The 23,153-nt window shown below is 68.7% G+C and carries 20 protein-coding genes; 11 read left to right on the top strand and 9 right to left on the bottom strand.

From position 1 onward, the window contains the following. Nucleotides 1-59 precede the first annotated feature (59 nt). Complete coding sequence (rng, locus tag RD110_RS12910; protein ID WP_076199861.1) at nt 60-1,562, bottom strand: ribonuclease G; 1,503 nt, start codon at nt 1,560-1,562, stop codon at nt 60-62. A gap of 69 nt (nt 1,563-1,631) precedes the next feature. Next, nucleotides 1,632-2,831, bottom strand: coding sequence for an MFS transporter (locus tag RD110_RS12905; protein ID WP_076199860.1), 1,200 nt, complete (start codon nt 2,829-2,831; stop codon nt 1,632-1,634). 336 nt (nt 2,832-3,167) lie between these two features. Here RD110_RS12905 and RD110_RS12900 point away from each other — a divergent pair, with 336 nt between their 5' ends. Together RD110_RS12900 and RD110_RS28850 are read left to right on the top strand one after the other, a co-directional pair. Next, a complete protein-coding gene (locus tag RD110_RS12900) occupies nt 3,168-4,520 on the top strand; it encodes a surface lipoprotein assembly modifier (protein WP_083686248.1) in 1,353 nt (450 codons plus the stop codon). Between the two features lie 70 nt (nt 4,521-4,590). Then, nucleotides 4,591-6,303 carry a FecR family protein gene (locus tag RD110_RS28850; protein ID WP_076199858.1) on the top strand — a complete coding sequence of 571 codons (1,713 nt, stop codon included), beginning with the start codon at nt 4,591-4,593 and terminating at the stop codon, nt 6,301-6,303. 21 nt (nt 6,304-6,324) lie between these two features. Here the strand turns inward: RD110_RS28850 and RD110_RS12890 are convergent, their stop codons facing one another. After that, the gene (locus RD110_RS12890; RefSeq protein WP_076199857.1) at nt 6,325-7,296 is read right to left on the bottom strand and encodes a rhodanese-like domain-containing protein; all 972 of its coding nucleotides are present in this window, start codon (nt 7,294-7,296) and stop codon (nt 6,325-6,327) included. Nucleotides 7,297-7,358: 62 nt separating this feature from the next. Between RD110_RS12890 and RD110_RS12885 the strand changes: the two genes are divergently transcribed. Then, complete coding sequence (locus RD110_RS12885) at nt 7,359-8,270, top strand: glutaminase (RefSeq protein WP_076199856.1); 912 nt, start codon at nt 7,359-7,361, stop codon at nt 8,268-8,270. Continuing rightward, a complete protein-coding gene (cls, locus tag RD110_RS12880) occupies nt 8,271-9,776 on the top strand; it encodes a cardiolipin synthase (protein WP_083686246.1) in 1,506 nt (501 codons plus the stop codon). A 101-nt stretch (nt 9,777-9,877) separates the two neighbouring features. On the opposite strand, the gene epsC is transcribed toward cls, so the two are convergent. The 4 genes from epsC to RD110_RS12860 all read right to left on the bottom strand — a co-directional run bounded on the left by epsC (nt 9,878) and on the right by RD110_RS12860 (nt 12,970). Beyond that, complete coding sequence (gene epsC / locus RD110_RS12875; RefSeq protein ID WP_076199855.1) at nt 9,878-10,789, bottom strand: serine O-acetyltransferase EpsC; 912 nt, start codon at nt 10,787-10,789, stop codon at nt 9,878-9,880. A gap of 104 nt (nt 10,790-10,893) precedes the next feature. After that, the gene (locus RD110_RS12870) at nt 10,894-11,109 is read right to left on the bottom strand and encodes a TOBE domain-containing protein (RefSeq protein WP_076199854.1); all 216 of its coding nucleotides are present in this window, start codon (nt 11,107-11,109) and stop codon (nt 10,894-10,896) included. A 41-nt stretch (nt 11,110-11,150) separates the two neighbouring features. Then, on the bottom strand, nt 11,151-11,735 hold the full coding sequence (gene ssuE, locus RD110_RS12865; protein ID WP_076199853.1) for an NADPH-dependent FMN reductase: 585 nt from the start codon (nt 11,733-11,735) through the stop codon (nt 11,151-11,153). Nucleotides 11,736-11,938: 203 nt separating this feature from the next. Beyond that, a complete protein-coding gene (locus tag RD110_RS12860) occupies nt 11,939-12,970 on the bottom strand; it encodes a sulfate ABC transporter substrate-binding protein (protein WP_076199852.1) in 1,032 nt (343 codons plus the stop codon). 152 nt (nt 12,971-13,122) lie between these two features. Between RD110_RS12860 and RD110_RS12855 the strand changes: the two genes are divergently transcribed. Together RD110_RS12855 and mnmC are read left to right on the top strand one after the other, a co-directional pair. After that, nucleotides 13,123-13,398 carry an oxidative damage protection protein gene (locus RD110_RS12855; RefSeq protein WP_076199851.1) on the top strand — a complete coding sequence of 92 codons (276 nt, stop codon included), beginning with the start codon at nt 13,123-13,125 and terminating at the stop codon, nt 13,396-13,398. Between the two features lie 116 nt (nt 13,399-13,514). Continuing rightward, complete coding sequence (mnmC, locus tag RD110_RS12850; RefSeq protein ID WP_076199850.1) at nt 13,515-15,368, top strand: bifunctional tRNA (5-methylaminomethyl-2-thiouridine)(34)-methyltransferase MnmC2/FAD-dependent 5-carboxymethylaminomethyl-2-thiouridine(34) oxidoreductase MnmC1; 1,854 nt, start codon at nt 13,515-13,517, stop codon at nt 15,366-15,368. Between the two features lie 18 nt (nt 15,369-15,386). On the opposite strand, the gene RD110_RS12845 is transcribed toward mnmC, so the two are convergent. After that, a complete protein-coding gene (locus RD110_RS12845; RefSeq protein ID WP_076199849.1) occupies nt 15,387-16,301 on the bottom strand; it encodes a hypothetical protein in 915 nt (304 codons plus the stop codon). Nucleotides 16,302-16,465: 164 nt separating this feature from the next. Here RD110_RS12845 and RD110_RS12840 point away from each other — a divergent pair, with 164 nt between their 5' ends. The 4 genes from RD110_RS12840 (at nt 16,466) to RD110_RS12825 (ending at nt 21,191) form a co-directional block, all read left to right on the top strand. Beyond that, the gene (locus RD110_RS12840; protein ID WP_076199848.1) at nt 16,466-17,074 is read left to right on the top strand and encodes a glutathione S-transferase; all 609 of its coding nucleotides are present in this window, start codon (nt 16,466-16,468) and stop codon (nt 17,072-17,074) included. 150 nt (nt 17,075-17,224) lie between these two features. Then, nucleotides 17,225-18,679: a sensor histidine kinase gene (locus RD110_RS12835; protein WP_076199847.1), complete on the top strand. Its 1,455-nt coding sequence runs from the start codon at nt 17,225-17,227 to the stop codon at nt 18,677-18,679. After that, nucleotides 18,664-20,031 carry a sigma-54-dependent transcriptional regulator gene (locus RD110_RS12830; protein WP_076199846.1) on the top strand — a complete coding sequence of 456 codons (1,368 nt, stop codon included), beginning with the start codon at nt 18,664-18,666 and terminating at the stop codon, nt 20,029-20,031. The genes RD110_RS12835 and RD110_RS12830 overlap by 16 nt, the downstream gene beginning before the upstream one ends. An 11-nt stretch (nt 20,032-20,042) precedes the next feature. Further along, complete coding sequence (locus RD110_RS12825) at nt 20,043-21,191, top strand: SLC13 family permease (protein WP_076199845.1); 1,149 nt, start codon at nt 20,043-20,045, stop codon at nt 21,189-21,191. Here the strand turns inward: RD110_RS12825 and RD110_RS12820 are convergent. After that, nucleotides 21,136-22,104 (bottom strand): LysR family transcriptional regulator, encoded by a 969-nt coding sequence (locus RD110_RS12820; RefSeq protein ID WP_076199844.1) that lies wholly within the window; start codon nt 22,102-22,104, stop codon nt 21,136-21,138. The genes RD110_RS12825 and RD110_RS12820 overlap by 56 nt on opposite strands. A gap of 120 nt (nt 22,105-22,224) precedes the next feature. Between RD110_RS12820 and RD110_RS12815 the strand changes: the two genes are divergently transcribed. Continuing rightward, on the top strand, nt 22,225-23,109 hold the full coding sequence (locus RD110_RS12815) for an MBL fold metallo-hydrolase (protein WP_076199843.1): 885 nt from the start codon (nt 22,225-22,227) through the stop codon (nt 23,107-23,109). Nucleotides 23,110-23,153 lie beyond the last annotated feature (44 nt).

Genomic DNA, 23,153 nt, shown 5'->3' with positions numbered 1-23,153 from the left:
CCTGGACACGCCGCTGCGCAACGCCCTCACCCCGATATTCCGGGCACGCAAGACCGGAACTACAGCAGCACGATGTCGTACTGTTCCTGCGCCATCGCGGCCTCGCTCTGCAGCGAGATCGGCTTGCCGATGAAGTCGCTGAGGCCGGCCAGGTGCTGGCTTTCCTCGTCGAGGAACAGCTCGATCACCTTCGGCGAGGCCACCACGCGGAACTCGCGCGGGTTGAACTGGCGGGCTTCACGCAGGATCTCGCGCAGGATGTCGTAGGTCACGCTGCGCGCCGTCTTCACCGTGCCCTTGCCCGCGCACACCGGGCACGGTTCGCACAGCATGTGGGCCAGCGATTCGCGCGTGCGCTTGCGCGTCATTTCCACCAGGCCGAGCGCGGAGAAACCGCCGGCCGTGGTCTTCACCCGGTCGCGCGCGAGCTGCTTGCGGAATTCGGCCAGCACCATCTCGCGGTGGTCTTCACGCACCATGTCGATGAAGTCGACGATGACGATGCCGCCCAGGTTGCGCAGCCGCAATTGCCGCGCGATCGCCTGCGTGGCCTCGAGGTTGGTCTTGAAGATGGTGTCATCGAAATTGCGCGCGCCGACGAAGCCGCCGGTGTTCACGTCTACCGTGGTCAGGGCCTCGGTCTGGTCCACGATGAGGTAGCCGCCGGACTTGAGCTCCACGCGCTTGCCCAGCGCCTTCGCCACTTCCTCGTCGATGGCGAACAGGTCGAAGATCGGCCGCTCGCCCTTGTAGTGCTGCAGCTTGCCGACCGCGGCGGGCATGAATTCGCGGCCGAACACCTGCAGCGCCTCGAACTGCTCGCGCGAGTCGAGTCGGATGGTCTGGGTCTGCTCGCCCACCAGGTCGCGCAGCACGCGGCGCAGCAGGTCCAGGTCCTGGTGCAGCAAGGAGGTGGCCGGCAGCCGGGTGGCCGCGCTCTTGATGCGCGCCCAGGTCTTGCGCAGGTAGGCGATGTCTTCGGCGAGCTCGGTGTCGGTCGCGTCCTCGCCGTTGGTGCGCAGGATGAAGCCGCCGCCACCGCCCGTCGATGCCTCGCCGACCAGGGCCTGCAGCCGGCGGCGCAAATCGTCACGCTGGCTCGGCGGGATCTTCTGCGACACGCCGATGTGGTCGTCCTGCGGCAGGAACACCAGCAGCCGGCCGGCGATGCTGATCTGCGTGGACAGCCGCGCGCCCTTGGTGCCGATCGGGTCCTTGATCACCTGCACCATCAGCGACTGGCCTTCGAACACCTGTTTCTCGATGGGCACCTGCGGCGCGGCCGGCCGCGCGGCGCCGCTGGCATCCACCTCGGCATGCTTATGCCCCGCGAACGGCGCCATCAGGTCGGCGACGTGCAGGAAGGCCGCGCGCTCGAGGCCGATGTCGATGAAGGTGGACTGCATGCCCGGCAGCACGCGCACCACCTTGCCGAGATAGACGTTGCCGACCAGGCCGCGCTCGAGCGTGCGTTCGATGTGCAGCTCCTGGACCGATCCGTGCTCCACCACCGCCACGCGGGTTTCCTGGGGCGACCAGTTGATGAGAATGTCTTGCTGCATGGCTGTTGTTGTTGCTCGTGGCCCCGGATGATGCCAGAGTCACCACCATCGCGTGGCCGGGAATCGCCCCTATTTCGCCGCCCCACCGGCCAGCCGCATCGCCCGCGGCGCCCCGAGCGCCAGCAGCGCGGCGAAGCCGACCACCACGTACAGCGCGGCCGTGAGCGAACTCGCATGGGCGATGAAGCCGATCAGCGGCGGCCCGCACATGAAGCCCAGATAACCCATCGAAGCCACCGAGGCGATGCCCTGGGCCGCACTCACGCCCGGCACCTGGGCCGCGGCGCTGAACAGCACTGGCACCACATTGGCCAGGCCCACGCCGACCAGCGCGAATCCGGCCAGCGCCACCCAGGCATCGCCGGCCAGCAGCACCATGGCCATCGAGGCCGCCGCCAGCAGCGCGCTGGCGCGCAGCAGCCAGGCGCCGGAGAAACGCGCACGCATCCAGTCGCCGCCGAAACGCGTGAGCGCCATCGCCGCGGAAAAGCTCGCATAGGCGAGCGCGGCCACGTTCTGCGGGCTGCCGATCTCCTTGAACAGGTACAGCACGCTCCAGTCGTACACCGCGCCTTCGACGATGAAGCCCAGTGCCGCCATGGCGCCGAGCAGCAGCAGCACACCGCGCGGGACCATGAACTTCTCGCGCGCCACGCCGGCCTCGGGCCGCACATGCGGCAGCATCCGGGTGCAGGCCCAGGCAACGGCCAGCGCACCACCGGCGGCCACCGCCAGCACATGGGTCATCGGTGCCACGCCGGCATGCAGCAAGGCGCTGCCCAGGGCCGCGCCGGCCATGCCGCCCAGGCTGAACATGCCATGAAAGCCACTCATCAACGGCCGCGCCTCGCGCCGTTCGAGTTCGGAAGCCTCGGCGTTCATCGCCACGTCGAGCAGGCTGCTGCCGCAGCCGAAGACCAGCAGCAACACCAGCAGTCCGGCAAAGGACGGCATCACCAGCAGCAGCGCGATGGCGCCAGCCGATGCCAGCCCGCCCCACAGCGAGACCGGCCGCGCGCCGAAGCGCCCGATCAGCCCGCCCGCCTGCGACAGGCCCAGCAAGGCGCCGATGCCCGCGGCCAGCATGGCCACACCGAGCGCAGCCTCGTCCACGGCATAGACCTGCTTGACGGTGGGAATGTGCACACCCCAGGTGGCGAACAAGAACCCGGCGCAGAAGAACAAGGTGCGCGCGGCCCATCGCGTGATGGATTTGGTGGGGACTGCGCTGGAGGAGGCCGCGGCGGCCGCTTGGGAGGCGTGGGACATAAGGCAGGAAAGAATGGGTCACAGCGCCCGGTAAAGCCGGGGCGACTGGATGGCGCGCCGTGCACGGGCACGGGCACGGACAGCCCACTCTACCACCGCCAGAAAGCGCTCCTCCCGAGGTGAGCGGACCGGGCTAGGCGCACAGGCGCACGCGGCTCTGCCACGGTCGAGTCGCAAACCTGCAACAAAAATTGAACACAAATTTGTCTACTGTGAACTAGTTCCGGCCTACTGCACCGCAGGCGCCACCCGTCGGGCCTTCCTGAATTCCATCATTAGCATCCACCTGCCCCCTGTTTCTCCCGGTGCCTTGCACCATTCCTCAGAAAACCACCCATGTCCGTTTTGATGCGTGCCGTCCACCCCGGCTCGGCCATTCTGCTGGCGGCCTTGTTGACCTGCACCGTGGCACGTGCCCAGCCCGAGGACGCATTGCTCGCGCAGGCCAGGCTGCTGATGCAACAGCGCCAGCCTCGGCTGGCCTTCGAACTGCTCGCCCCGGAGGAAACCCGCCGTGCGGACGACGCGACATTCGACTACCTGATGGGCATCGCCGCGCTGGACGCGGGGCTGTTCACCCGCGCCATCTTCGCGCTGGAACGCGCCGTGGCCCTGCAGCCCGAAAACAACCTCGCACGCGCCGAATTGGCGCGCGCCCACCTGGCCGCGGGCGAACCGGCCGTCGCCCGCGAGGAGTTGATCCAGGCGCGCCGCGGGCGCATGCCGCCCGAAGCCGCGGCCGCCATCGACCGCGTGCTCGGATCGCTGGACCAGGGCATCCCGAAAGACGCGGCGCGCAGCAGCCCATGGCGCGGCTACCTCGAGGCTTCCGCCGGCCACGACAGCAACGTCAACAGTGCCACGGCGGCCGGACAGTTCGCCTTGCCCGCGTTCGGCGGCATCGTCTTCAACCTGGCTTCCGAAAGCCGGCAGCGCGGCGATGTCTTCGGTGCCGTCGCGGCAGGCGTCGGCTTGCGGCTGCCCCTGGCTTCAGGCTGGGAACTCGATGCCGCGCTGAACGCCCGCGGCGTGCACAACGAAAAGGCGCACGATGTCGACAACCGTCAGATCGACGGTAGCCTGGGCCTCGCCTACACCGCAGGCGCCCACACCGTCTCGGCTGCGGTACAGGCGAACACCTACGACATCGCCGATCATCGCTACCGCCGGGCCTCCGGTGCCACCGCCCAGTGGCAACACACGCTGGACGCGGTGTCGCAGCTGAGCGTGTTCAGCCAATGGAGCCGTCTGGCCTACGCCGCCGACGCCAGCCGCGACGCCGACCGCGGCGTTCTCGGCTTCGGTTATGCGCGTGCCTTCGAAGGTGGTGAACGGGTGGCGTATGCCAGCCTGTATCGGGCCCGCGAGAAGACGCGCCACGACGGTGTCGACAACTATGGCCACCGTGCCACTGGCGTGCGGCTGGGCGCCGAAGCCCGTGTCTCGGACGGTGCCACGGCTTTCGCCGCCGTGCAGTTCGAAACCCGCGCCTACGGCGGCAGCGAACCGTTCTTCGACACCAGTCGGCGCGACCGTCAGCTCGATCTCACGGCCGGGGTGCATTTCGTGCCGGCGCCGCACTGGCGCATCACACCGCAGTGGAGCCGCGTCCGGGCCGCCTCGAACGTGGTGCTGTACGACTACCGTCGCACGCTGTGGCAGATCGCCCTGCGCCGCGAATTCAATTAGAGCCATGACCTCATCCCCATTGATCGGAATCCCGATGCGACGAACCTCATCTCCGACACCAACGTCCCCCATGTTGCGGCTCACGGCCCTGGGTGCGCTGGTGGCGCTGTGCGCGGGTGGCGCCGCGGCCCAGACGCAGCCCGTCCCCTCCGCCACCGTCACCTTCGTCTCGGGCGAGGCCGTGATCGTTTCGGCGAGTGGCGAACGCCGCGCTGCAATGCGTGGGCAGTCCCTTTCCTCTGGCGACACCATCGAAACCGGCAAGGGACGCATGCAGTTGCACATGGTCGACGGCGGGATGATGTCGCTGCAGCCGGACACCACCCTGCGCCTGGACGACTACCACTTGCCCAAGGCAGGAGGCTCCGACGAAAAGGCGTACATGAGCCTGCTCAAGGGCGGGCTGCGCACCGTCAGTGGCCTCATCGGCAAGGCACGTCCCGACAACTACCGGCTCCAGACGCCCAGCGGCATGATCGGCATCCGGGGCACGGAATACACCGCCGTGCTGCGCGAAGGCTTGACGGTCGGGGTGATCGGCGGACGGGTCGCCGTGTGCAACGACACCGGCTGCCGGGACGTCTCGCGCGGCGAGTCGGCCTTCACCGCGGCCATGTCCGCCCGGCCGGTGATCTCGAAACTGGTCTCCACCCTGGTGCCTGCCACGGCGCAGGACAGCCCAGCCGACCAAGCCACCGCTGTCGCCGCGGCGGCCGGTGCTGCCGCGCCGTCTGCGATGCCGCCCGCGTCTGCACGCACATCCGGTGAGGAAGTACGCGGATACCTGCAAGCGCTGCTCACGCCGAGGACGATGGACCCTGCGGCGCCGACTACCGGCGATGAGGCGACCCAGACCACCCAGACCCAGACGACCGCGCCAGGCAGCTTTGCGCCGCCGGTGGCGACGCCCGCCCCCATCTCGGCACCTGCACCCGCGCCAGCCCCGATCACCGGTACCTCGCCTGCCCCCTCACCCGCCATCGACCCGGTCACCGGCGCTCCAGCGCCTGCGCCATCCCCAGTACCGGTTTCGGTTCCCGGCCCAGCGCCATCACCCGCCCCGATCGTCGAGCAAGCCCTGTCGTCCGGTTCAGGAAACGTGGTCATCGTGTCCACCAACAAGGAGGGCGTGACCCAGGGTGAGGCCGTGGCCGGCTACCGGCAATTCAGCGGTAGCGGACTGACCGAAGCGCGCGAGCGCGACGGCTCAGGCAAGAAGCTGCTCGAAAAGCCGATCCTGGCCGAAGCCCATTCCGATGGCAGCATCGCCTGGGGACGCTGGACTGACGGCAAACGCAACACCGATGGCGGCGGCGATGCCAATGGCGACCTCCGCGCCATGCACTACTTCACCTTCTCCGGCACGCCGATGCTGCCGGTGCTGCGCTCGTTCACCTCGTTCGGCTCGACCGCGACCACCGTCATGTCCGCCAGCGGCCAATTGAGCGCGCTGGGGGCGGAGAACGCGGCCGGCGGCAGCCTGCAGGTCACCTTTCCCAGCATCGCCGGCGGATTCGCGACCTATCAACTCAGCGTCCCGGTTGCCGGGCAGACTTTCTCGCTCACCGGAACGGCGTTGCAGACAGGCACCTACGGTTTTGCGGGGCCGGCGCTGATCGGCAGCACCGGCACGGCCTGCAACAGCGGCTGCGCCGGTGCGCTGGGCGGCAACAACGCGGTGCGCGGCATGGTGGGTGGCGCGGGCAGCTCACGCGCGGGCCTCGTCTACGGTTTCACCAGCGGCCTGGGCCAGATTTCCGGCGCCATGGTGTTCAAGCCCTGAACCGGGCTCCACGCACGCGGGCTATGCGACGGTCGGCATGGCGGAGGCCGCCGATTGTGGCGCCGTCGGCTCCGGCTCGACCTTGAATCCGGCCAGGCGCCAGCCCTCCAGGCCACCGGCTAACGGATGCACGCGCTGGAAGCCGTTGCCCTTCAGCGTACGTGCCACAACCACCGCCGAAGCTTCGTCCGGACAATCGCAATAGACGACGATGGTCTTGTCGCGGTGCGGGCTGCCCTCCACCGAACCCCACTCGGCCGCATCGAACACCAGCGAGCCAGGAATACGCTCGCGTTCCCACAGTCGTTTGGCGCGCACGTCGACCAGCACCACGTCGCGCCCACTTTGCTGCATCGTGGACAACTCGGGCAGCGTGAGCCGGCGCATGCGCAACTGCTTGCGGAAGTTGATGCGGCTCCAGGCCTTGCGCGCCAGGTAGACGGCCACGGCCAATGCAAGCAGCAGCAGGCCCCAGCGGCCCAGGCTCTGCAACGTGGTCAGCAGGGTCTCGACCGCGGGTGCGAACAGCCAGCCCAGCGCGAGCCCGAGGCCGCTCCACAGGGTGGCGCCGATCGCGTCGTAGGCCAGGAAAGCCCCCCGCCTGACCTTGGTGGCGCCCGCCATGGCCGTGGCCACCGAGGCGAAGCCCGGCACGAACTTGGCCAGGATCAGCGAACGCGGCCCCCAACGATCGAACACGGATTCGGTCTGGCTCACGCAACTGTCGGGCGTGAGCGAAAGCCGGCAGATCACGCGCAGGACGCGGCCGCCGTACTTGCCGCCGGCGGCATACCAGGCGCTGTCCGCAACGAGGCAGGCCAGCACGGACGTGACCAGCAGCAGCGGCATCGACAACTGGCCGGCCGCAGCCATCGAACCGGCGACCAGCAACACCGGATAACCCGGCACCGGAATGCCGGCCTGTTCAAGCAGCACCCAGGCGAAAACCAGGAAGACGCCGTATTGGCTGATGAGTTCAATAAGATAGGCCACGCGGACACTTTACGTGATCTGCCAAGAACTTATCTGCCCCAGGGCCAACCGAGCGCAAACCGATGCAATTCCAACCCATCCTCGAAGACATCGTCGCCACGCTCCAGCCGCAGCTCGGCGCCGCGGGCCGCGTGGCCGACTACATCCCGGCGCTGGCGCGCGTGCCGGCCGCGCAATTCGGCATCGCATTGCGCACCTGCGACGGCCAGGAGGCTGCGGCAGGCGACTGCCGCGTGCCATTCTCCATCCAGAGCATCTCCAAGCTGTTCGCGCTGACCATGGGCATGCGCGTGATGGGCGACGCGCTCTGGCAGCGCATCGGCCGCGAGCCATCGGGCAACCCGTTCAATTCGTTGGTGCAGCTCGAGGCCGAACAGGGCACGCCGCGCAACCCGTTCATCAACGCCGGCGCCATCGCCGTGACCGACCGGCTGGTCAGCCACGGCGACGCCAAGGCCGAGATGCTGACCCTGCTGTCCGGCCTGTGCAACGAGCCGGTGCACTTCGACGAGGAAGTTGCCGCATCGGAGGCGGCCACCGGCTTTCGCAACATCGCGCTGGGCAACTTCATGAAGAGTTTCGGCAAGATCGACAACGACGTGGCGACCGTGCTGGACGTGTATTTCCACCACTGCGCGCTGGCCATGAACTGCGTGCAACTGGCGCGCGCCACCGGTTACCTCTGCCGCGACGGCCTGCATCCCTACAACGGCCACCACCTGCTGACCGAACGCCAGACGCGCCGCGTCAACGCGCTGATGCTGACCTGCGGCACCTACGACGCGGCTGGCGAGTTCGCGTTCCTCATCGGCCTGCCGTGCAAGAGCGGCGTGGGCGGCGGCATCGTCGCCGTGGTGCCGGATCACCTGAGCCTGTGCGTCTGGTCGCCCGCGCTCGACGCCACCGGCAATTCGCTGCTCGGCATGAAGGCGCTCGAGCTGTTCACGGCGAAGACCGGCCTGTCGGTGTTCTGAATGACCCTCGAAGACATCCCCGGCCTGGGCGCGCTGAGCGCCGGCTACGAAAACCTGGTGCGGCAGTTCCCCGGCGGGCACGACGGCTTCGTCACCGCCCTCTCCGCGGCCTGGGGTGTGTACATCGCAGTGCTCGCGGTGTGGATCATCCTGGAAAAACGCGCCCCGGTCTCCACGCTGAGCTGGATCCTTTCGATGGCGCTGCTACCCATCCTCGGCTACGTCGTCTACTATTTCCTCGGCCCGCAGCGGCTGAAGAAGCACCGGCTCAAGCGGCTGCGCAGCCAGGCCGCACTGCATGGCGAGACCGACTTCGCGGGCCTGCGCGAACGGGCGTCGGATGCACCGCAGTCGCTGCGTCAGCTGGCACAGCTCGGCACCGCCGCGTGCGACCTGCCGATCGCCACCGCCACCCAGGTGGATCTGCTGGTGGACGGCGCCCAGGCCTTCGACGCAATCTTCGAGGCCATCCGTGCGGCGCGCCACCATGTGCACCTCGAGTACTACATCTTCGAGCCCGACCGCATCGGCACGGCGCTGCGCGATCTGCTGGTCGAAAAGGCCCGCGCCGGCGTCCAGGTGCGGCTGCTGGTGGACGCGCTCGGCTCCAAGAGGATCGGCCAGCGCTTCCTCGCGCCGCTGACCGAGGCCGGCGCCCAGGTGGGGCTGTTCCACCAGTCGCGCATCGGCCGGCGCTGGCGCCCGGTGATCAACTTCCGCACCCACCGCAAGATCGTGGTCTGCGACGGCGTCGTCGGCTTCACCGGCGGCATCAACATCACCGACGAGGAAGACCAGCGCACCCGTCCCGATGCCTACCACGACGTGCACCTGCGCATCGTCGGCAGCGCCGTGCGGCTGCTGCAGATGACCTTTCTCGAGGACTGGGTCTACACCACCGAAGAACGCCCGCGCGACATCGCGCAGCACCATGCGCAACTGCTGCCGCCAACCGAGCCGGGCAGCCACCCGGTGCAGATCCTGACCTCGGGGCCCGACAACCCGCGCGAAGGCATCCACCGCATGGTGGTGGCCGGGATCAACGCCGCCACCGAACGGGTGTGGCTCACCACGCCGTATTTCGTCCCCGGCGAGCCCGGCCTGATGGCGCTGACCAGCGCCGCGTTGCGCGGGGTCGACGTGCAGGTGCTGGTGCCGCGAAGGAGCGACTCGGCCATCGTGAGCGCGGCGGCGCGCTCCTACTTCGACGAACTCATCGCCGCCGGCGTGAAGGTCTGGGAATACCGCGCGGGCATGCTGCATTCGAAGACGCTGCTGATCGACGACAACTGCGCCTTCATCGGCACGGCCAACTTCGACAACCGCAGCTTCCGCCTGAACTTCGAAGTCTGCGCCGTGGTCTACGGGCCGGTGCTGGCCGAGCCGCTGGCGCGGCAGTTCACTGCCGACCTGCTGGCCGCCAAGCCCGTCGCGGCGATGCGGCGGCTGCCGTTCCTGCGCAAGCTCGGGGATGCGACGGCACGGCTTTTTTCGCCGGTGTTGTAGGTTCGCCGGCTTGGCGCGAACCCGACGGTGAACACGGACGAAACCGCACCGCCCCGCGGCCGGCTTTTGCCAACTCCTGCGGATCGACCCCATCCGTTGCTTCAGCCGCCCGGCAAGGCGTCGTGCCGCGAATCGGCCTGCGTGACATGGCCGCCGGGCGGTACGTCGTGCGTGAGCCAGACATTGCCGCCGATCTGCGCGCCGCGGCCGAGCGTCACGCGGCCGAGGATGGTGGCCCCGGCGTAGATGACCACGTCGTCTTCCACCACCGGGTGGCGCGGCAGGCCCTTCTGCAGGTTGCCTTGGGCGTCCACCGGGAACCGTTTGGCACCCAGCGTGACCGCCTGGTAGAGCCGCACGCGCTCGCCGATCACCGCCGTCTCGCCGATCACCACGCCGGTGCCGTGGTCGATGAAGAAACCCGCGCCGATCTGCGCGCCGGGATGGATGTCGATGCCGGTCTGCGCATGCGCGAGTTCGGCCGCGATGCGCGCCAGCAGCGGCAGGCCGAGCCGGTACAGCTGGTGCGCCAAGCGGTGGTGGATCATGGCCAGTACACCGGGGTAGCACAGCAGCACCTCGTCCACGCTGCGCGCGGCCGGGTCGCCCTGGTAGGCGGCAAGCACATCGCTGTCGAGCAGCATGCGGATGCCGGGCAAGGCCGCCGCAAAGGCGTGCACGGCCTGCTCGGCCTGGGCCTCGATCTCGGCATCGGGGCGCGGCCGCAGGCGGCTGTCGTATTTCAGTTCGAGCCGCACCTGGGCCAGCAAGGCGTGCAGCGCCGTGTCCAGCGTGTGACCGACATAGAAATCCTCGCTTTCGTGGCGCAGGTCGGTCGGGCCGAGGCGCATGGGGAACAGTGCGCCCTTGAGCGACTCGATCACGCCGGCGACCGCGTCGCGCGAGGGGAATTCGCGGCCGCCGGGCTCGCGCGATCGGCGCTGGGCTTCACGCCAGTCCTGGCGGATCTGGTTCAGCGACTGGACGATGGGGTTGACGTCGAATACGGCCACGGATGTCTCTTTTCTCGGAAAGCCGCGCCACGGGCGGCGGCACCCGATGTTAGCCAAGGCCGCAAGCCATCGCTCGCGGCCCGCGGCTTGCCCCTACGCGCGGCTCACAGCTTGGCGATCGAGACTTCGGTGGATTTCACCAGGGCCACGACTTCGCTGCCGACGGCGAGCGACAGGTCGTCCACCGAACGCGTGGTGATCACCGACGTGACGATGCCCCACGGGGTTTCCACATCGACCTCGGAGACCACGTCGCCGCGGATGATTTCTTTGACTTTGCCCTTGAACTGGTTGCGTACGTTGATGGCTTGGATGGACATGGAAGCTCCTGGTTGAAAAAACGAATGGGATGGGCCGCGCTTCAGACGCTGTGCCGCACCTGGGAAAAATGCACCGGCGCAAAGCCCGTGGCCGGCGCGAGCTTGAGCCCCTCGGCCACCAGCGTCGCCACCGAATCGTCGAGCCGCCCGGCGATGTCGGCGCTGATGGTGTGGGCGCCCTCGGGCGTCAACACCACCTGCGCGTCGGTCACGTAGACGCCGGGCAGGATGTGCCTTGCCGCGAGCGACTGCAGCACCGGCCGCAGCGCGTAGTCGAGCGCCAGCATGTGGTGCGGGCTGCCGCCGGTGGCCAGCGGCAGGATGGTCTTGCCCTGCAGCGCGTTTTGCGCCAGCAGGTCGAGGAACACCTTCAGCACGCCGCTGTAGGCCGCCTTGTAGACCGGCGTGGCGATCACCACCGCACGCGCTCGTTGCACCTGGTCGATGGCCTTGCGGATGCTGAGATGCGAGGTATCGGCCAGCAGGAGCGCCTGGGGCGACAGGTCGCGGATCAACAGCCGCTCCACCGTCGCGCCACGCGCCGTGAGGCGTTGGCTCACGGAATCGAGCAGGGCCGCGGAGCGCGAACGTTCGGAGGGGCTGCCGGCGATGAGGAGAACGGTCATGGGGTATCTAAATAGAGTGCTTCGACAGGCTCAGCACGAACGGTTGTTGTCCCCTTCCAGAGACACCGCAGAACCGGCTGTGCCGGGTTGCAGGTGTCGCCCCCTGCAAGCCTGTCCCGAGCTTGTCGAAGGAGAGGGAAGAGCGACATGCGTTACCGGCCCTCTCGGCCGATCCCGGGGAAGTGCGCGACTTGGGGGTGTGCCTATTTACTCGTATAGATCTGGTCGAACGACCCGCCATCCGCGAAATGCGCCTTGTCCGCCTTGGCCCAGCCGCCGAACGCGTCGTCGATGGTGAACAGGTTCAGCTTCGGAAACTGCGCCGCGTACTTGGCCTTGGCCTTCTCCGAGGTCGGGCGGTAGTAGTTGCGGCCGGCGATGTCCTGGCCCTCGTCGGAATAGAGGTGTTCGAGGTAGGCCGTGGCCACCGCGCGGGTGCCCTTGCGGTCCACGTTCTTGTCGACCACCGCCACCGAAGGCTCGGCCAGGATGCTGATGCTCGGCACCACGATCTGGAACTTGTCCTCGCCGAATTCCTTCTGCGCGAGGAAGGCCTCGTTCTCCCAGGCCAGCAACACGTCGCCGACGTTGCGCTGCACGAAGGTGATGGTGGAGCCACGCGCGCCGGTGTCCAGCACGGGCACGTTCTTGAACAGGTTGCCGATGAATTCCTTGGCCTTGGCGTCGCTGCCGCCGTTCTTGCGCTTGGCGAATTCCCACGCCGCCAGGTAGTTCCAGCGCGCGCCGCCGGAGGTCTTGGGGTTGGGTGTGATCACCGAGACGCCGGGCTTGGTCAGGTCGTCCCAGTCCTTGATGGCCTTGGGGTTGCCCTTGCGCACCAGGAACACGATGGTCGAGTTGTACGGCGCCGAGTTGTGCGGCAGGCGCTTGACCCAGTCCTTGGCGATGAGGTTGTTGCTGGCGGCCACGGCGTCCACGTCGCCACCCAGCGCCAGCGTCACCACGTCGGCCTCGATGCCGTCGATCACCGAGCGCGCCTGCTTGCCCGAACCGCCGTGCGACTGCTTGATGCTCACGTCCTGGCCGGTCTTGCCCTTCCAGTACGTGGCGAAGGCCTTGTTGTAGTCCACGTACAACTCGCGGGTGGGATCGTAGGAGACGTTGAGCAAGGTCACCGGGGCGGGCTGGGCCACGGCCACGAGCGCCGACCCTGCCAAGGCGAGGGCCAAACCGGCGCGGGTGGAAACATTGATAAAGTCGCGGCGTGTAGACATGGTTCTCTTTCGGGTCCAGATAAGTTGATGGACGGATTCTGGGAGGCGGCCATCAAAACTGGAACAACTTAGTTTTCAGTTCTAAATTACTTAAACATCCGAAGAGGCAGCCCCCACGGCGCGCCCCGGACCAACACGAAGGCAGCACAAAAATGGCACGCATGGTTCAATGCATCAAGCTCGGCAAGGAAGCCGAAGGTCTCGACTTCCCGCCCTACCCGGGCGAACTGGGCAAGCGCATCTGGGAAGGCGTGAGCAAGGAGGCCTGGGCCGCGTGGCTCAAGCACCAGACCATGCTGGTCAACGAAAACCGGCTGAACCTGGCCGATCTGCGCGCGCGCCAATACCTAGCCCGGCAGATGGAAAACCATTTCTTCGGCGGTGGCGCCGATGCGGCGCAAGGCTACGTGCCGCCCGTAGCTCAATAAGGATGGGCATGTGCTGGTTCCAGAACAACCGTGGAACCGGCTTTGCCGGGCCACTGGTTGTGCCCCCTGCAAGGGGGAGCTACACAAAGTGAGCGACTTGGGGGTGTGCCCGTAGCATGGCCGAACCCATCGAATGGATGGCCGACGGCACCCCGTACAGCCCGCGTTTCAACGACCGTTACCGCAGTGAACTCGGCGGCCTGAGCCAGGCGCGCGAAGTCTTTCTGCAGGGCTGCGGCCTGCCCGAGGCCTGGGCCGGCGCCCAGCGATGGTCCGTCCTGGAAACCGGTTTCGGCCTGGGTTTGAATTTTCTCGTCACCTGGGATGCCTGGCGACGTGATCCCGTACGCCCGCGCATCCTGCATTTCGTGTCCATCGAGGCCTGGCCGGCCAGCGCCGACGACCTGCTGCGCAGCTTCGCCGTCCATCCGGAACTGCGGCCCCTGGCCGAGCAATTGCACAGCCGGTGGTGGGGCCTGCTGCCGGGCTGGCACCGGCTGGTCTTCGAAGGCGGCCAGGTGGTGCTCACGCTGTGCATCGGGGATGTGCAGGCGATGCTGCGCGAGATGGCTTTCGAGGCCGATGCGGTCTACCTCGACGGCTTCAGTCCCGACGTGAATCCCGACATCTGGTCGGCCCACACCATGAAGGCCGTGGCGCGCTGCTGCCGGCGCGGCACGCGCGTGGCCAGCTGGACGGTGGCGCGCAGCGTGCGCGATGGCCTGAAACAGGCCGGGTTCGTCGTACGCAAGACGGCCGGCGTGCCGCCCAAACGCCACAACCTGCAGGCGGTCTACGACCCGCATTGGACGCCGAAACGGACAGCCGACCCGGCCCTCGCCGTCGAACCGTCGACCTGCATCGTCATCGGTGCCGGCATCGCGGGCGCGAGCGTCGCGCACAGCCTGGCGCGGCGCGGCTGGCGCGTGCGGCTGCTCGACGCCGCCGAGGCGCCCGCCACCGGCGCCTCGGGCCTGCCCGCCGGCCTGGTCGCGCCGCACGTGTCGGTGGGCGACAGCGTGTTGTCGCAACTCTCGCGCGCTGGTGTGCGCACGACCCTGCAACTCGCCGCGCCGCTGCTGCGCGCCGGGGTGGACTGGGCGCCCGACGGCGTGCTGCAGCGCCATCTCGGCAACCCGCCCAAGCTGCCGACCGACGCCACCGAATTCGGGCGCGATTGGAGCGCCCCGGCCACGCCCGAGCAGCTCGCCGAGGCCGGCCTGCCCGAGGATGCCGCGGCGCACTGGCATGCGCACGGCGGCTGGCTGCGGCCGAAGCGGCTGGTCGAAGCGCTGCTGTCGCACCCGGGCATCAGGTGGCAAGGCCGCGCGGCGGTGGATCGGCTGGAGCACGTGGAAGCAGGCTGGCGGGTCGTCGGCACGGAGGGCGAAACACTGGCGACGGCGCCCTTGGTCGTGGTGGCCGCGGGCATCGCCAGCAGCCGCATCGGCGCGACGGCAATGCCCTTGCAGCCCGTGCGCGGCCAGGTGGCCTGTGGCGCCAGCGCCGCGCCCCCGGGCGCATTTCCACGTTGGCCTGTCAACGGCCACGGCAGCTTCATCTCGGGTATGCCGTTGCCGGGGGGTGAGCGCCTGTGGGTCGCCGGTGCGAGCTTCGACCGGCACCAGGCCGATCCCAGCGTTCAGGCCGCCGACACGCAGGCCAACTTCGAACGCCTCGCCGGCCTGCTGCCTGCCGTGGCCGAAGCACTCGCGCCCGCATTCGAAACCGGGCAAGTGCAGGCCTGGGCCGGCATCCGCTGCGCATCACCCGACCGCCTGCCGATGGTCGGCCCGCTCGGCCCGCCTGGCCTCTGGGTGTGCACCGCCATGGGTTCGCGCGGCCTCACCATGGCGATGTTGTGCGGCGAACTGCTGGCAGCGCGGCTGCATGGCGAGCCCTTGCCATTGACGAGAAAGCTGGCGGCCGCGTTGGGAGTCGGCCGATACCTGCCGTCTTCCGAGCGATGAGAGAAGGGACCCGAACGCTCAAGGCGCCTTGTGCTGGCGCTCGTTTTCCGCGTGTTTCATCGTCATGTAGTCGGCCAGTTCCATCTCGTGCAGCTGCAGCGCGTACTGCTCGGAGGCGTCGAACCAGGTCTTCAGCCGCCGATCGAACTGCTCGCCCGGCGGCAGCCGCAGCGAACCCAGGTAGGCGTCGATGGCCAGGTAATAGCGCATGGTGTTGCGCTCGACCACGCCGCGCACGCCACCCACGTATTCGGGCTTGCCGTCGGCATCCTTGCCGGTCACGGTGAAGCCGACCTTCTCGCGCGCCACCGTGGCCAGGTAGGTCTGCATGGCCAGCCTTGCCGGCAGGCCGTAGGCATAGGCATAGGTCAGATGCACCAGGGTGCGCTCGGCCTTGCCGTCCTGCGGCGCCAGCGGTATGGCTTCGAGCACGATGCGGTAGTCGCGCGTGCCGACCGGGCCGGCGGGCGCGTTCAGCAGCACCTCGAAATATTCCGGCGCGTTTGCGGCCAGGCGGTAGGAGAAACGCAGCTTGTAGGCGTCTTCGAGCGGCTGGTCGTACTTGCGGCCCACGTACAGCACCAGGGCCGGGTTGGCGGCCTCTCCCTCGGCGCGGCACAGCTTGGTGTTGAGATGCAGGATCAACACGTCGCACCACACGTCCGGGTCCTTGAGCGAACTCTCGACCGTGGCGAACGGATGGTTCACGACGGCATAGATGTCGCCCTTGAGCTCGGACGACGATTCCGTCGATTCCAGGTGCAGCGCGCGTTTGAAGATGTTGTTGCGCAGTGTCGGCGCCAGGCTGTCGTATTTGGCGCGCAGCGCGTTCGCCGCCGTGTCGTCGGCGGCATGGGCGGTCGTGGCGGCAACGGCCGCACTGGCCACCGACAGGGCGACGAGCCAGCGTGCGAGGGTTGGAAATGAAATCATGGTCGCTACTCTATTGGTGGCCGTCGCCGGGGTCTGTAGGCAGGGGACGCGTTCGACGGCCGCTGCGGGAACAAGGAGAACGCAAAAACGCAAGCACGGGTCACGGTCCCGCCATGCGAAGCCCTTATGCTCGACAGTCCATCATCCACGGATCCAGCACCATCATGCAACTCATCGGCATGCTCGACTCGCCCTATGTGCGCCGCGTCGCCATCTCCCTGAACCTGCTCGGCCTGCGTTTCGAACACCGGTCGATCTCGGTGTTCTCCACCTTCGCGCAGTTCCAGCAGATCAACCCGGTGGTCAAGGCCCCCTCGCTGGTGTGCGACGACGGCACGGTGCTGATGGACTCCACGCTCATCCTGCAGTATGCCGAACACATCGCCGCGCGCAGCCTGCTGCCGTCTACCACGGCGGGCATCCAGCACGACCTGCGGCTCACCGGCCTGGCACTGGCCGCCTGCGAGAAGACGGTGCAGATCGTCTACGAGCATCAGTTGCGCCCGGCCGAGAAACGCCATGCGCCCTGGCTGGACCGGGTGCAAGGCCAACTCGCCGCGGCCTACGCCGAACTCGAACGCGAATTGGCCACGAAGCCGATGACCGCGACCGCCGAAAGCCTCACCCAGGGTGGCCTGACCAGTGCCGTCGCTTGGCAGTTCACCGGCATGCTGCTGCCGGGTCAGTTGGCGGCGCAAAACCATCCTGCGCTGCAGGCCTTCTCGAGCGCGGCCGAGGAACTCGAAGCCTTTCGCGCCGCGCCGCCGGCCTGAAACGCGGCCGAAAAAACGTCGAAAAAGGCGAATCGGATAGAGTGGGCGCGACCTCCGCCAGCCGCCCCATGCCTTGATGCCCCCGCCGCTCCCGATTCCCCGTTTCGATTCCGCCTCCGCGCCGTCGACCCGCACCTCGGCGCCCATGCCATGAAATCCCTGCGCGGCCAATTGCTGCTTTTCTGGGCCCTGCTGTTCAGCGTCTGCGCCACGCTGGCGGTGGTGATGATTGCGCTGTATCGCAGCAGCGCGGGCAGCCAGGTGGCGGCGGGCCAGGCCGTGGCCGAGCAGTCGTGCCGCGCGATCGCCGCGCGGTATGCCAAGTCGGTGCCCGATCCGGCGCCGGTCCAGCCCCAGATCGACCTGCTGCAGGTGCTGCTGCAACTGGTGCTGACCGAGGCGCCGCACGTCGAGGGCGGCGTCTGGCAACGCGATGGAGGGCTGCTGGCCTATGCCTATCCGACCTACGAGGGCAGCGGCGTCAAGCGCGACATCCCGCAGGCCGAACAGCCGCTGATCACCGAGATGGCCCAACTCGCGGCGCGCACGCAGGCGCCGCAGACCGATGTGGTGCGCGGCAGCCGCGAGGCGCTGATCGTCAGCGCTTGCCCGCTCGCGGCCCCGGGCAAGGACCTGGCGGCCTGGACCATGACCCGCACGCACGCCGGCGCATTGGCCGCGCAGAACAGCCTGCGCACCGGCCTGGGGGTGCTGATGGCCGCCGTGCTGGTGTCGGGCCTCTGGCTGGGCCTGATCCTGCGCCGCGGACTGCGCCACGTGGAGCGGCTGGAGACCCGGCTCGCCGAAGCCGAGGGCGATGCCGTGCCCGAACTGCCGCGCACCGGCGTGCGCGAACTCGACCGCATCGTCGACGGCTTCAACCGCTACCGCCTGCGCTTCGAGGAAGCGCGCGGCCATCTGCGCGAAGCGGCGCTGCAGCGCAGCCGCGACCAGCGCCTGGCCGCCCTCGGGCGCATGACCGGCGGCATCGCCCATGAAATTCGCAACCCGATTGCCGCCATGCGGCTGAAGGCCGAGAACGCGCTGGCCGCGGAACCCGCACGCCAGGCCGATGCGCTGCACGCCATCGTCGGCCAGATCGACCGGCTCGAAGGCCTGGTGCAGAGCCTCCTGGCGCTGGTGCAGCCGGTCACGCTGGCACCGCGCTGCGTCGATCTGCCGGCCTGGCTGGATGAACGCATCGCGGCCGTGGCGCAAAGGACAACGGACCAGGGTGTCCGGCTGCTGCTCGATCCGTCTGCGCCCGCCCAGGCGGTGTTCGATCCGGTGCACCTCGCACGCGCGGTGGACAACCTCCTCGACAACGCCGTGCGCCACGCACCCCATGGGGGCGAAGTGCACCTGGGCGCCGTGCCCGGCGAAGGCCGCTCGCTGCGGCTGCGGGTGGACGACAACGGCCCCGGCGTACCCGCATCGCTGCAGCCGCAGCTCTTCGAGCCCTTCGCCACCGGCCGCGCCGACGGCACCGGCCTGGGCCTGGCCCTGGCGCGCGAGGTGGCGCTGGCCCACGGCGGCGAATTGCGCCACGTCGCGCTGCAGCCCGGCACCCGCTTCGAACTGGAGATCCCATGGCGCGACTGCTGATCGTCGACGACGATGCGGCCTTCCGCGAAACCCTGGCCGAGACGCTGCACAGCCTCGGCCATGAGGTCCTGGCCTGCGCCAGCGGTGCAGAAGGGCTAGAGGCGCTGCAGCGCAATCGCTGCGACGCCGTCTTCCTCGACCACCGCATGCCCGGCATGGACGGGCTGCAGACGCTCGCGGCCATGCGTGCCCGGCTCAGCCGCCTGCCACCGGTGATCGTGCTCACCGCCTTCGCCAGCGGCGGCAACACCATCGAGGCCATGCGCCTGGGCGCCTTCGACCACCTGGCCAAGCCGATCAGCCGCCAGGCGGTGATCGACGTGCTGGCGCGCGCGCTGCGTGCCGAGACGCCGGCCGAGCGCGCCGCGCCGGCAGCCTCCGAAGCCGAAGACGACGCCACCGGCCTTATCGGCGTCAGCGACGCGATGCGCGAAGTGCACAAGCGCATCGGCCTGGCCGCCGCCAGCAGCGCGCCGGTGCTGGTGCTGGGGGAGACCGGCACCGGCAAGGAAATGGTGGCGCGCGCCCTGCACCGCCATTCGGCCCGGGCCGGCGCGCCCTTCGTCGCCATCAACTGCGCGGCGATCCCGAAGGATCTGCTGGAGAGCGAGCTCTTCGGCCATGTGCGCGGCGCGTTCAGCGGCGCCACCGCGGACCGCCCCGGCTGTTTCCGCGCGGCCGATGGCGGCGTGCTGCTGCTCGACGAGATCGGCGACATGGCGCCCGCCGTACAGGCCAAGATCCTGCGCGTGCTGCAGGAAGGCGAGGTCACGCCGCTGGGCAGCCACCGGACCGTGCGTGTCGACGTGCGGGTGATCGCCGCCACCCACCGCGACCTGGCCGCCGCCGTGCGCGACGGCCGCTTTCGTGAGGACCTGCTGTACCGGCTCGACGTGCTGACGATCCGGCTGCCGCCGCTGCGCGAGCGGCTGGCCGACATCCTGCCGCTGGCCGAACATTTCCTGCGCCGCGCTGCCGCCGACGACCACGACGCGCCGGCCAAGCTGCTCTCGAACGACGCCGCCCAATGGCTGCTGCGCCACCCCTGGCCCGGCAACGTGCGCGAACTGCGCAACCTGATGGCGCGCTGCCAGGCCCTGGTGCGGCACCGCGTCATCGGTGCGGAAGACCTGGGGCCCGCCATGGACCAGGCCGATCGAGCCCAGGCCGGCACGGCCCTGCCGGCCGACTGGCTCGATGGCGAACTGCCCGCCGCGGTGGAGCGGCTCGAACGCCTGCTCATCGCACACGCCCTGGCGCGCAGCCAGGGCAACCGCGCCGAGGCCGCACGCAGCCTCGGCATCCACCGCCAATTGCTCTACCGCAAGATGGCACAGTACCAGCTCGATTGAGCACTTGCTCCATGACCGATTCCCAAGCCACACCGCCCCCCTTCCCCGCTGCCTCCAAGGCCGACACGCCCGAGGATGCGCCCGGCGGCAACCACCTGTTGTGGGTGCTGGTGGCCGTGGCCATCGGCTTCGCCGTCTTCAATCCGCGCGCGCCGGCCGACTACCTGAAGCTGGTCGACTGGCAGACGGTCGGCGCGCTGGCCGGACTGCTGGCCATCACCCAGGGCGTGGAGCGCAGCGGCATGCTGCAGGCCACGGCCCAGAAACTGCTCGGCCGCATGACCGACCTGCGCGGTCTGGCCCTGCTGCTCACGGCCGCGGCGGCCCTGCTGTCGGCCCTGGTCACCAACGACGTGAGCCTGTTCCTGCTGGTGCCGCTGACCCGCGTGCTGGCCACGCAGGCGCACCTGCCGCTGGCCCGGCTGGTGGTGCTGGAGGCGCTGGCCGTGAACGCCGGCTCGGCCCTCACACCCATCGGCAATCCGCAGAATCTCTACCTCTGGCACCGCTCGGGCGACAGCTTCTTCGGCTTCATGGGCATGATGGCGCCGACCGTGGCGGTGATGCTGTTCTGGCTGTTCGTCGCCGTGTGGGTGCTGGTGCCGAAGACGGCCATCGCGCTCAAGCCCGCGCCCGACGCGGCCCCGGTGCAGCCGCGCCTGCTGACGCTGGCCGGCGTGCTGTTCGTCGCCTTCGTCATTGCACTCGACCGGCACTGGCTGCTGGCCGGGCTGGGCCTGGTGTTCGGCGCCTTCCTGCTGCTGTATCCGCGCGTGCTGCGCGGCGTGGACTGGGCGCTCCTGGCCATCATCGCGCTGATGTTCGTCGACCTGCGCCAGCTTGCCGAGCTGCCGGCCATCGCCGCGCTGCTCAAGCAGTGGCCCATCAATGAGGGCTGGCGCGCCTACCTCGCGGCCATTGCCGCCTCGCAGGTGATCAGCAACGTGCCGGCCGCCATCCTGCTCGACGGCACGGTGCGCGACCTGCCCGCGCTGGCTGCGGGCGTGAGCGTGGGCGGCTTCGGCTGCGTGCTGGGATCGCTGGCCAACCTGATCGCGCTGCGCCTGGCGAAACTGCCCAACGGCCTGCGCGAATTTCACCGCATCAGCCTGCCTTTCCTCCTGGTGTGCGCGGCTTCGGCCTTGCTTTTGCGTCTTTGAGGCAGGCGTCCGCCGGCCGGTCCCACGGCGGCTCGGGCGGGAAGCGCTCGGCCAGGAAGTCGAGCATGGCCCGCAAGGCGGCCGGCATGTTGCGGCGCGAGGAATACACGGCGTAGATGCCGAGCTCGCGCTGGCACACCGCGGGCAACACCGCCACCAGTTCGCCGCTGCGCAGCAGCGGCACCGCCATGAAGGTCGGCAACAGGGCCACGCCCAGCCCGGCCAGCGTGGCCTGCATGAGCGAGGTGGATTCGTTGGCGCTGAGGTTGCCGCCCACGGCCACCGAAGACGGCTCGCCATCCTGCTCGTAGTGCCACAGGGTCTTGCCGTAGTAGGAATGGGTCAGGCAGTTGTGCACGCCCAGATCGGCCATGCGGCGGATCGGCGGATGCACGGCCAGGTAGGCGGGCGCGGCGCACACCACCGAACGGCACACCGTGAGCCGGCGCGCGATGAGGTTGGGATCGAGTTCGGAGGCGATGCGCACCGCCAGGTCGATGCGTTCCTCCACGAGGTTCACCGCACGGTCCTGCATCACCAGGTCGACGCTCACGGCGGGATGCCGCTTGACGAAATCGGCCACGGCCGCGGCCAGCTGCATCTGCCCGAACGACGTGCTGACCGTGATCCGCAGCAGGCCCTGGGGCGTGGGGTCCGGCAGCGCCACGGCCGAGCGCATGTCGTCGCTCAGCGCCAGCACCTCGCGGCAACGCTGCAGGGTTTCGCCACCGGCCGGCGTCAGGCTCAGCTTGCGCGTGGTGCGGTGCAGGAGGCGGGCACCGGTCCAGGCTTCGAGCTCGGCCACGTAGCGCGACACCACGGGGCGTGAGAGGTCCAGCCGCTCGGCGGCGGCCGTCTGGCTGCCCGCGTCCGCCACGGCCACGAACACCTGCATGGCCTTCAACGTATCCATCCATTTCGATCGCGTGATTAGAGCGATTTCCAGCAACAAATTAGCGCGGATTCTAGGGTTTTTCAATTCATTTTTCACAACTAACATTCGGCCATCGCAACCCACCCATCCCGTCAAACCATGAACCACCTCGCCTCCACCACGCGCCGCGCGTTCGCTGCCATCGCCGCCGCCGCGCTCGTCGCCCCCGCCATGGCCGCCGGCCCGCTGCAACTCGACGTCTACAACCCCGGCCACGAAGCTGTGTTCCCGGTCTCCTCGGTGTTGGTCAGCGGCAAGCGCGAAGCGGTGCTCATCGACGCGCAGTTCGGCCAATCCCAGGCGCTCCAGCTGGTCGGGAAGATCCGCGCCAGCGGGAAGAAACTCACCACCGTCTACATCAGCCACGGCGACCCGGACTACTACTTCGGCCTGGAAACCATCCATGCCGCCTTCCCCGACGCGAAGATCGTGGCCACGCCGCAGACCGTGGCGCACATCCAGGAAACCGCCGCGGGCAAACTCGCGTTCTGGGGCCCGCAACTCAAGGCCGACGCGCCGGTCGCCACCATCGTGCCCGAGGTGCTGCAGGGCGACAGCCTTTCGATCGAAGGCCGGACGCTGGAGATCAAGGGACTCGACGGCGCGCAGCCCGAGCGCAGCTATGTGTGGATTCCTTCGCTGAAGGCCGTGGTCGGCGGCGTGGTGCTGGCCAACAACCTGCATGTGTGGATGGCCGACACGCAGACGCCGCAATCGCACGCCGATTGGCTCGCGACGCTGGCCGACATCCAGAAGCTGCGGCCGGCGGTGGTCGTGCCCGGCCATTACCTGCCGGGTGCGTCGAAGGCGCTGAACGCCGCCAGGTACACGGCCGACTACATCCGCAGCTTCGACCGCGAGGCCGCCAAGGCCGCCAATTCGCAAGCGCTGATCAAGGCGATGAAAAAGCAGTTTCCCAAGGCCGGCGAACCGGGTTCGCTGGAGATCAGCGCCAAGGTGGCGAAGGGCGAAATGAAATGGTGAGTCGCGGCTGAACGACAAACCGTCCCCGATGCGGACACCATGGT

Origin of the sequence: Rhodoferax koreense, from assembly GCF_001955695.1 — a bacterium.
GTDB lineage: Bacteria > Pseudomonadota > Gammaproteobacteria > Burkholderiales > Burkholderiaceae_C > Rhodoferax_B > Rhodoferax_B koreensis.
The sequence above is the reverse complement of the archived record's forward strand: the minus strand, read 5'-3'. Positions and strand labels throughout refer to the sequence as shown.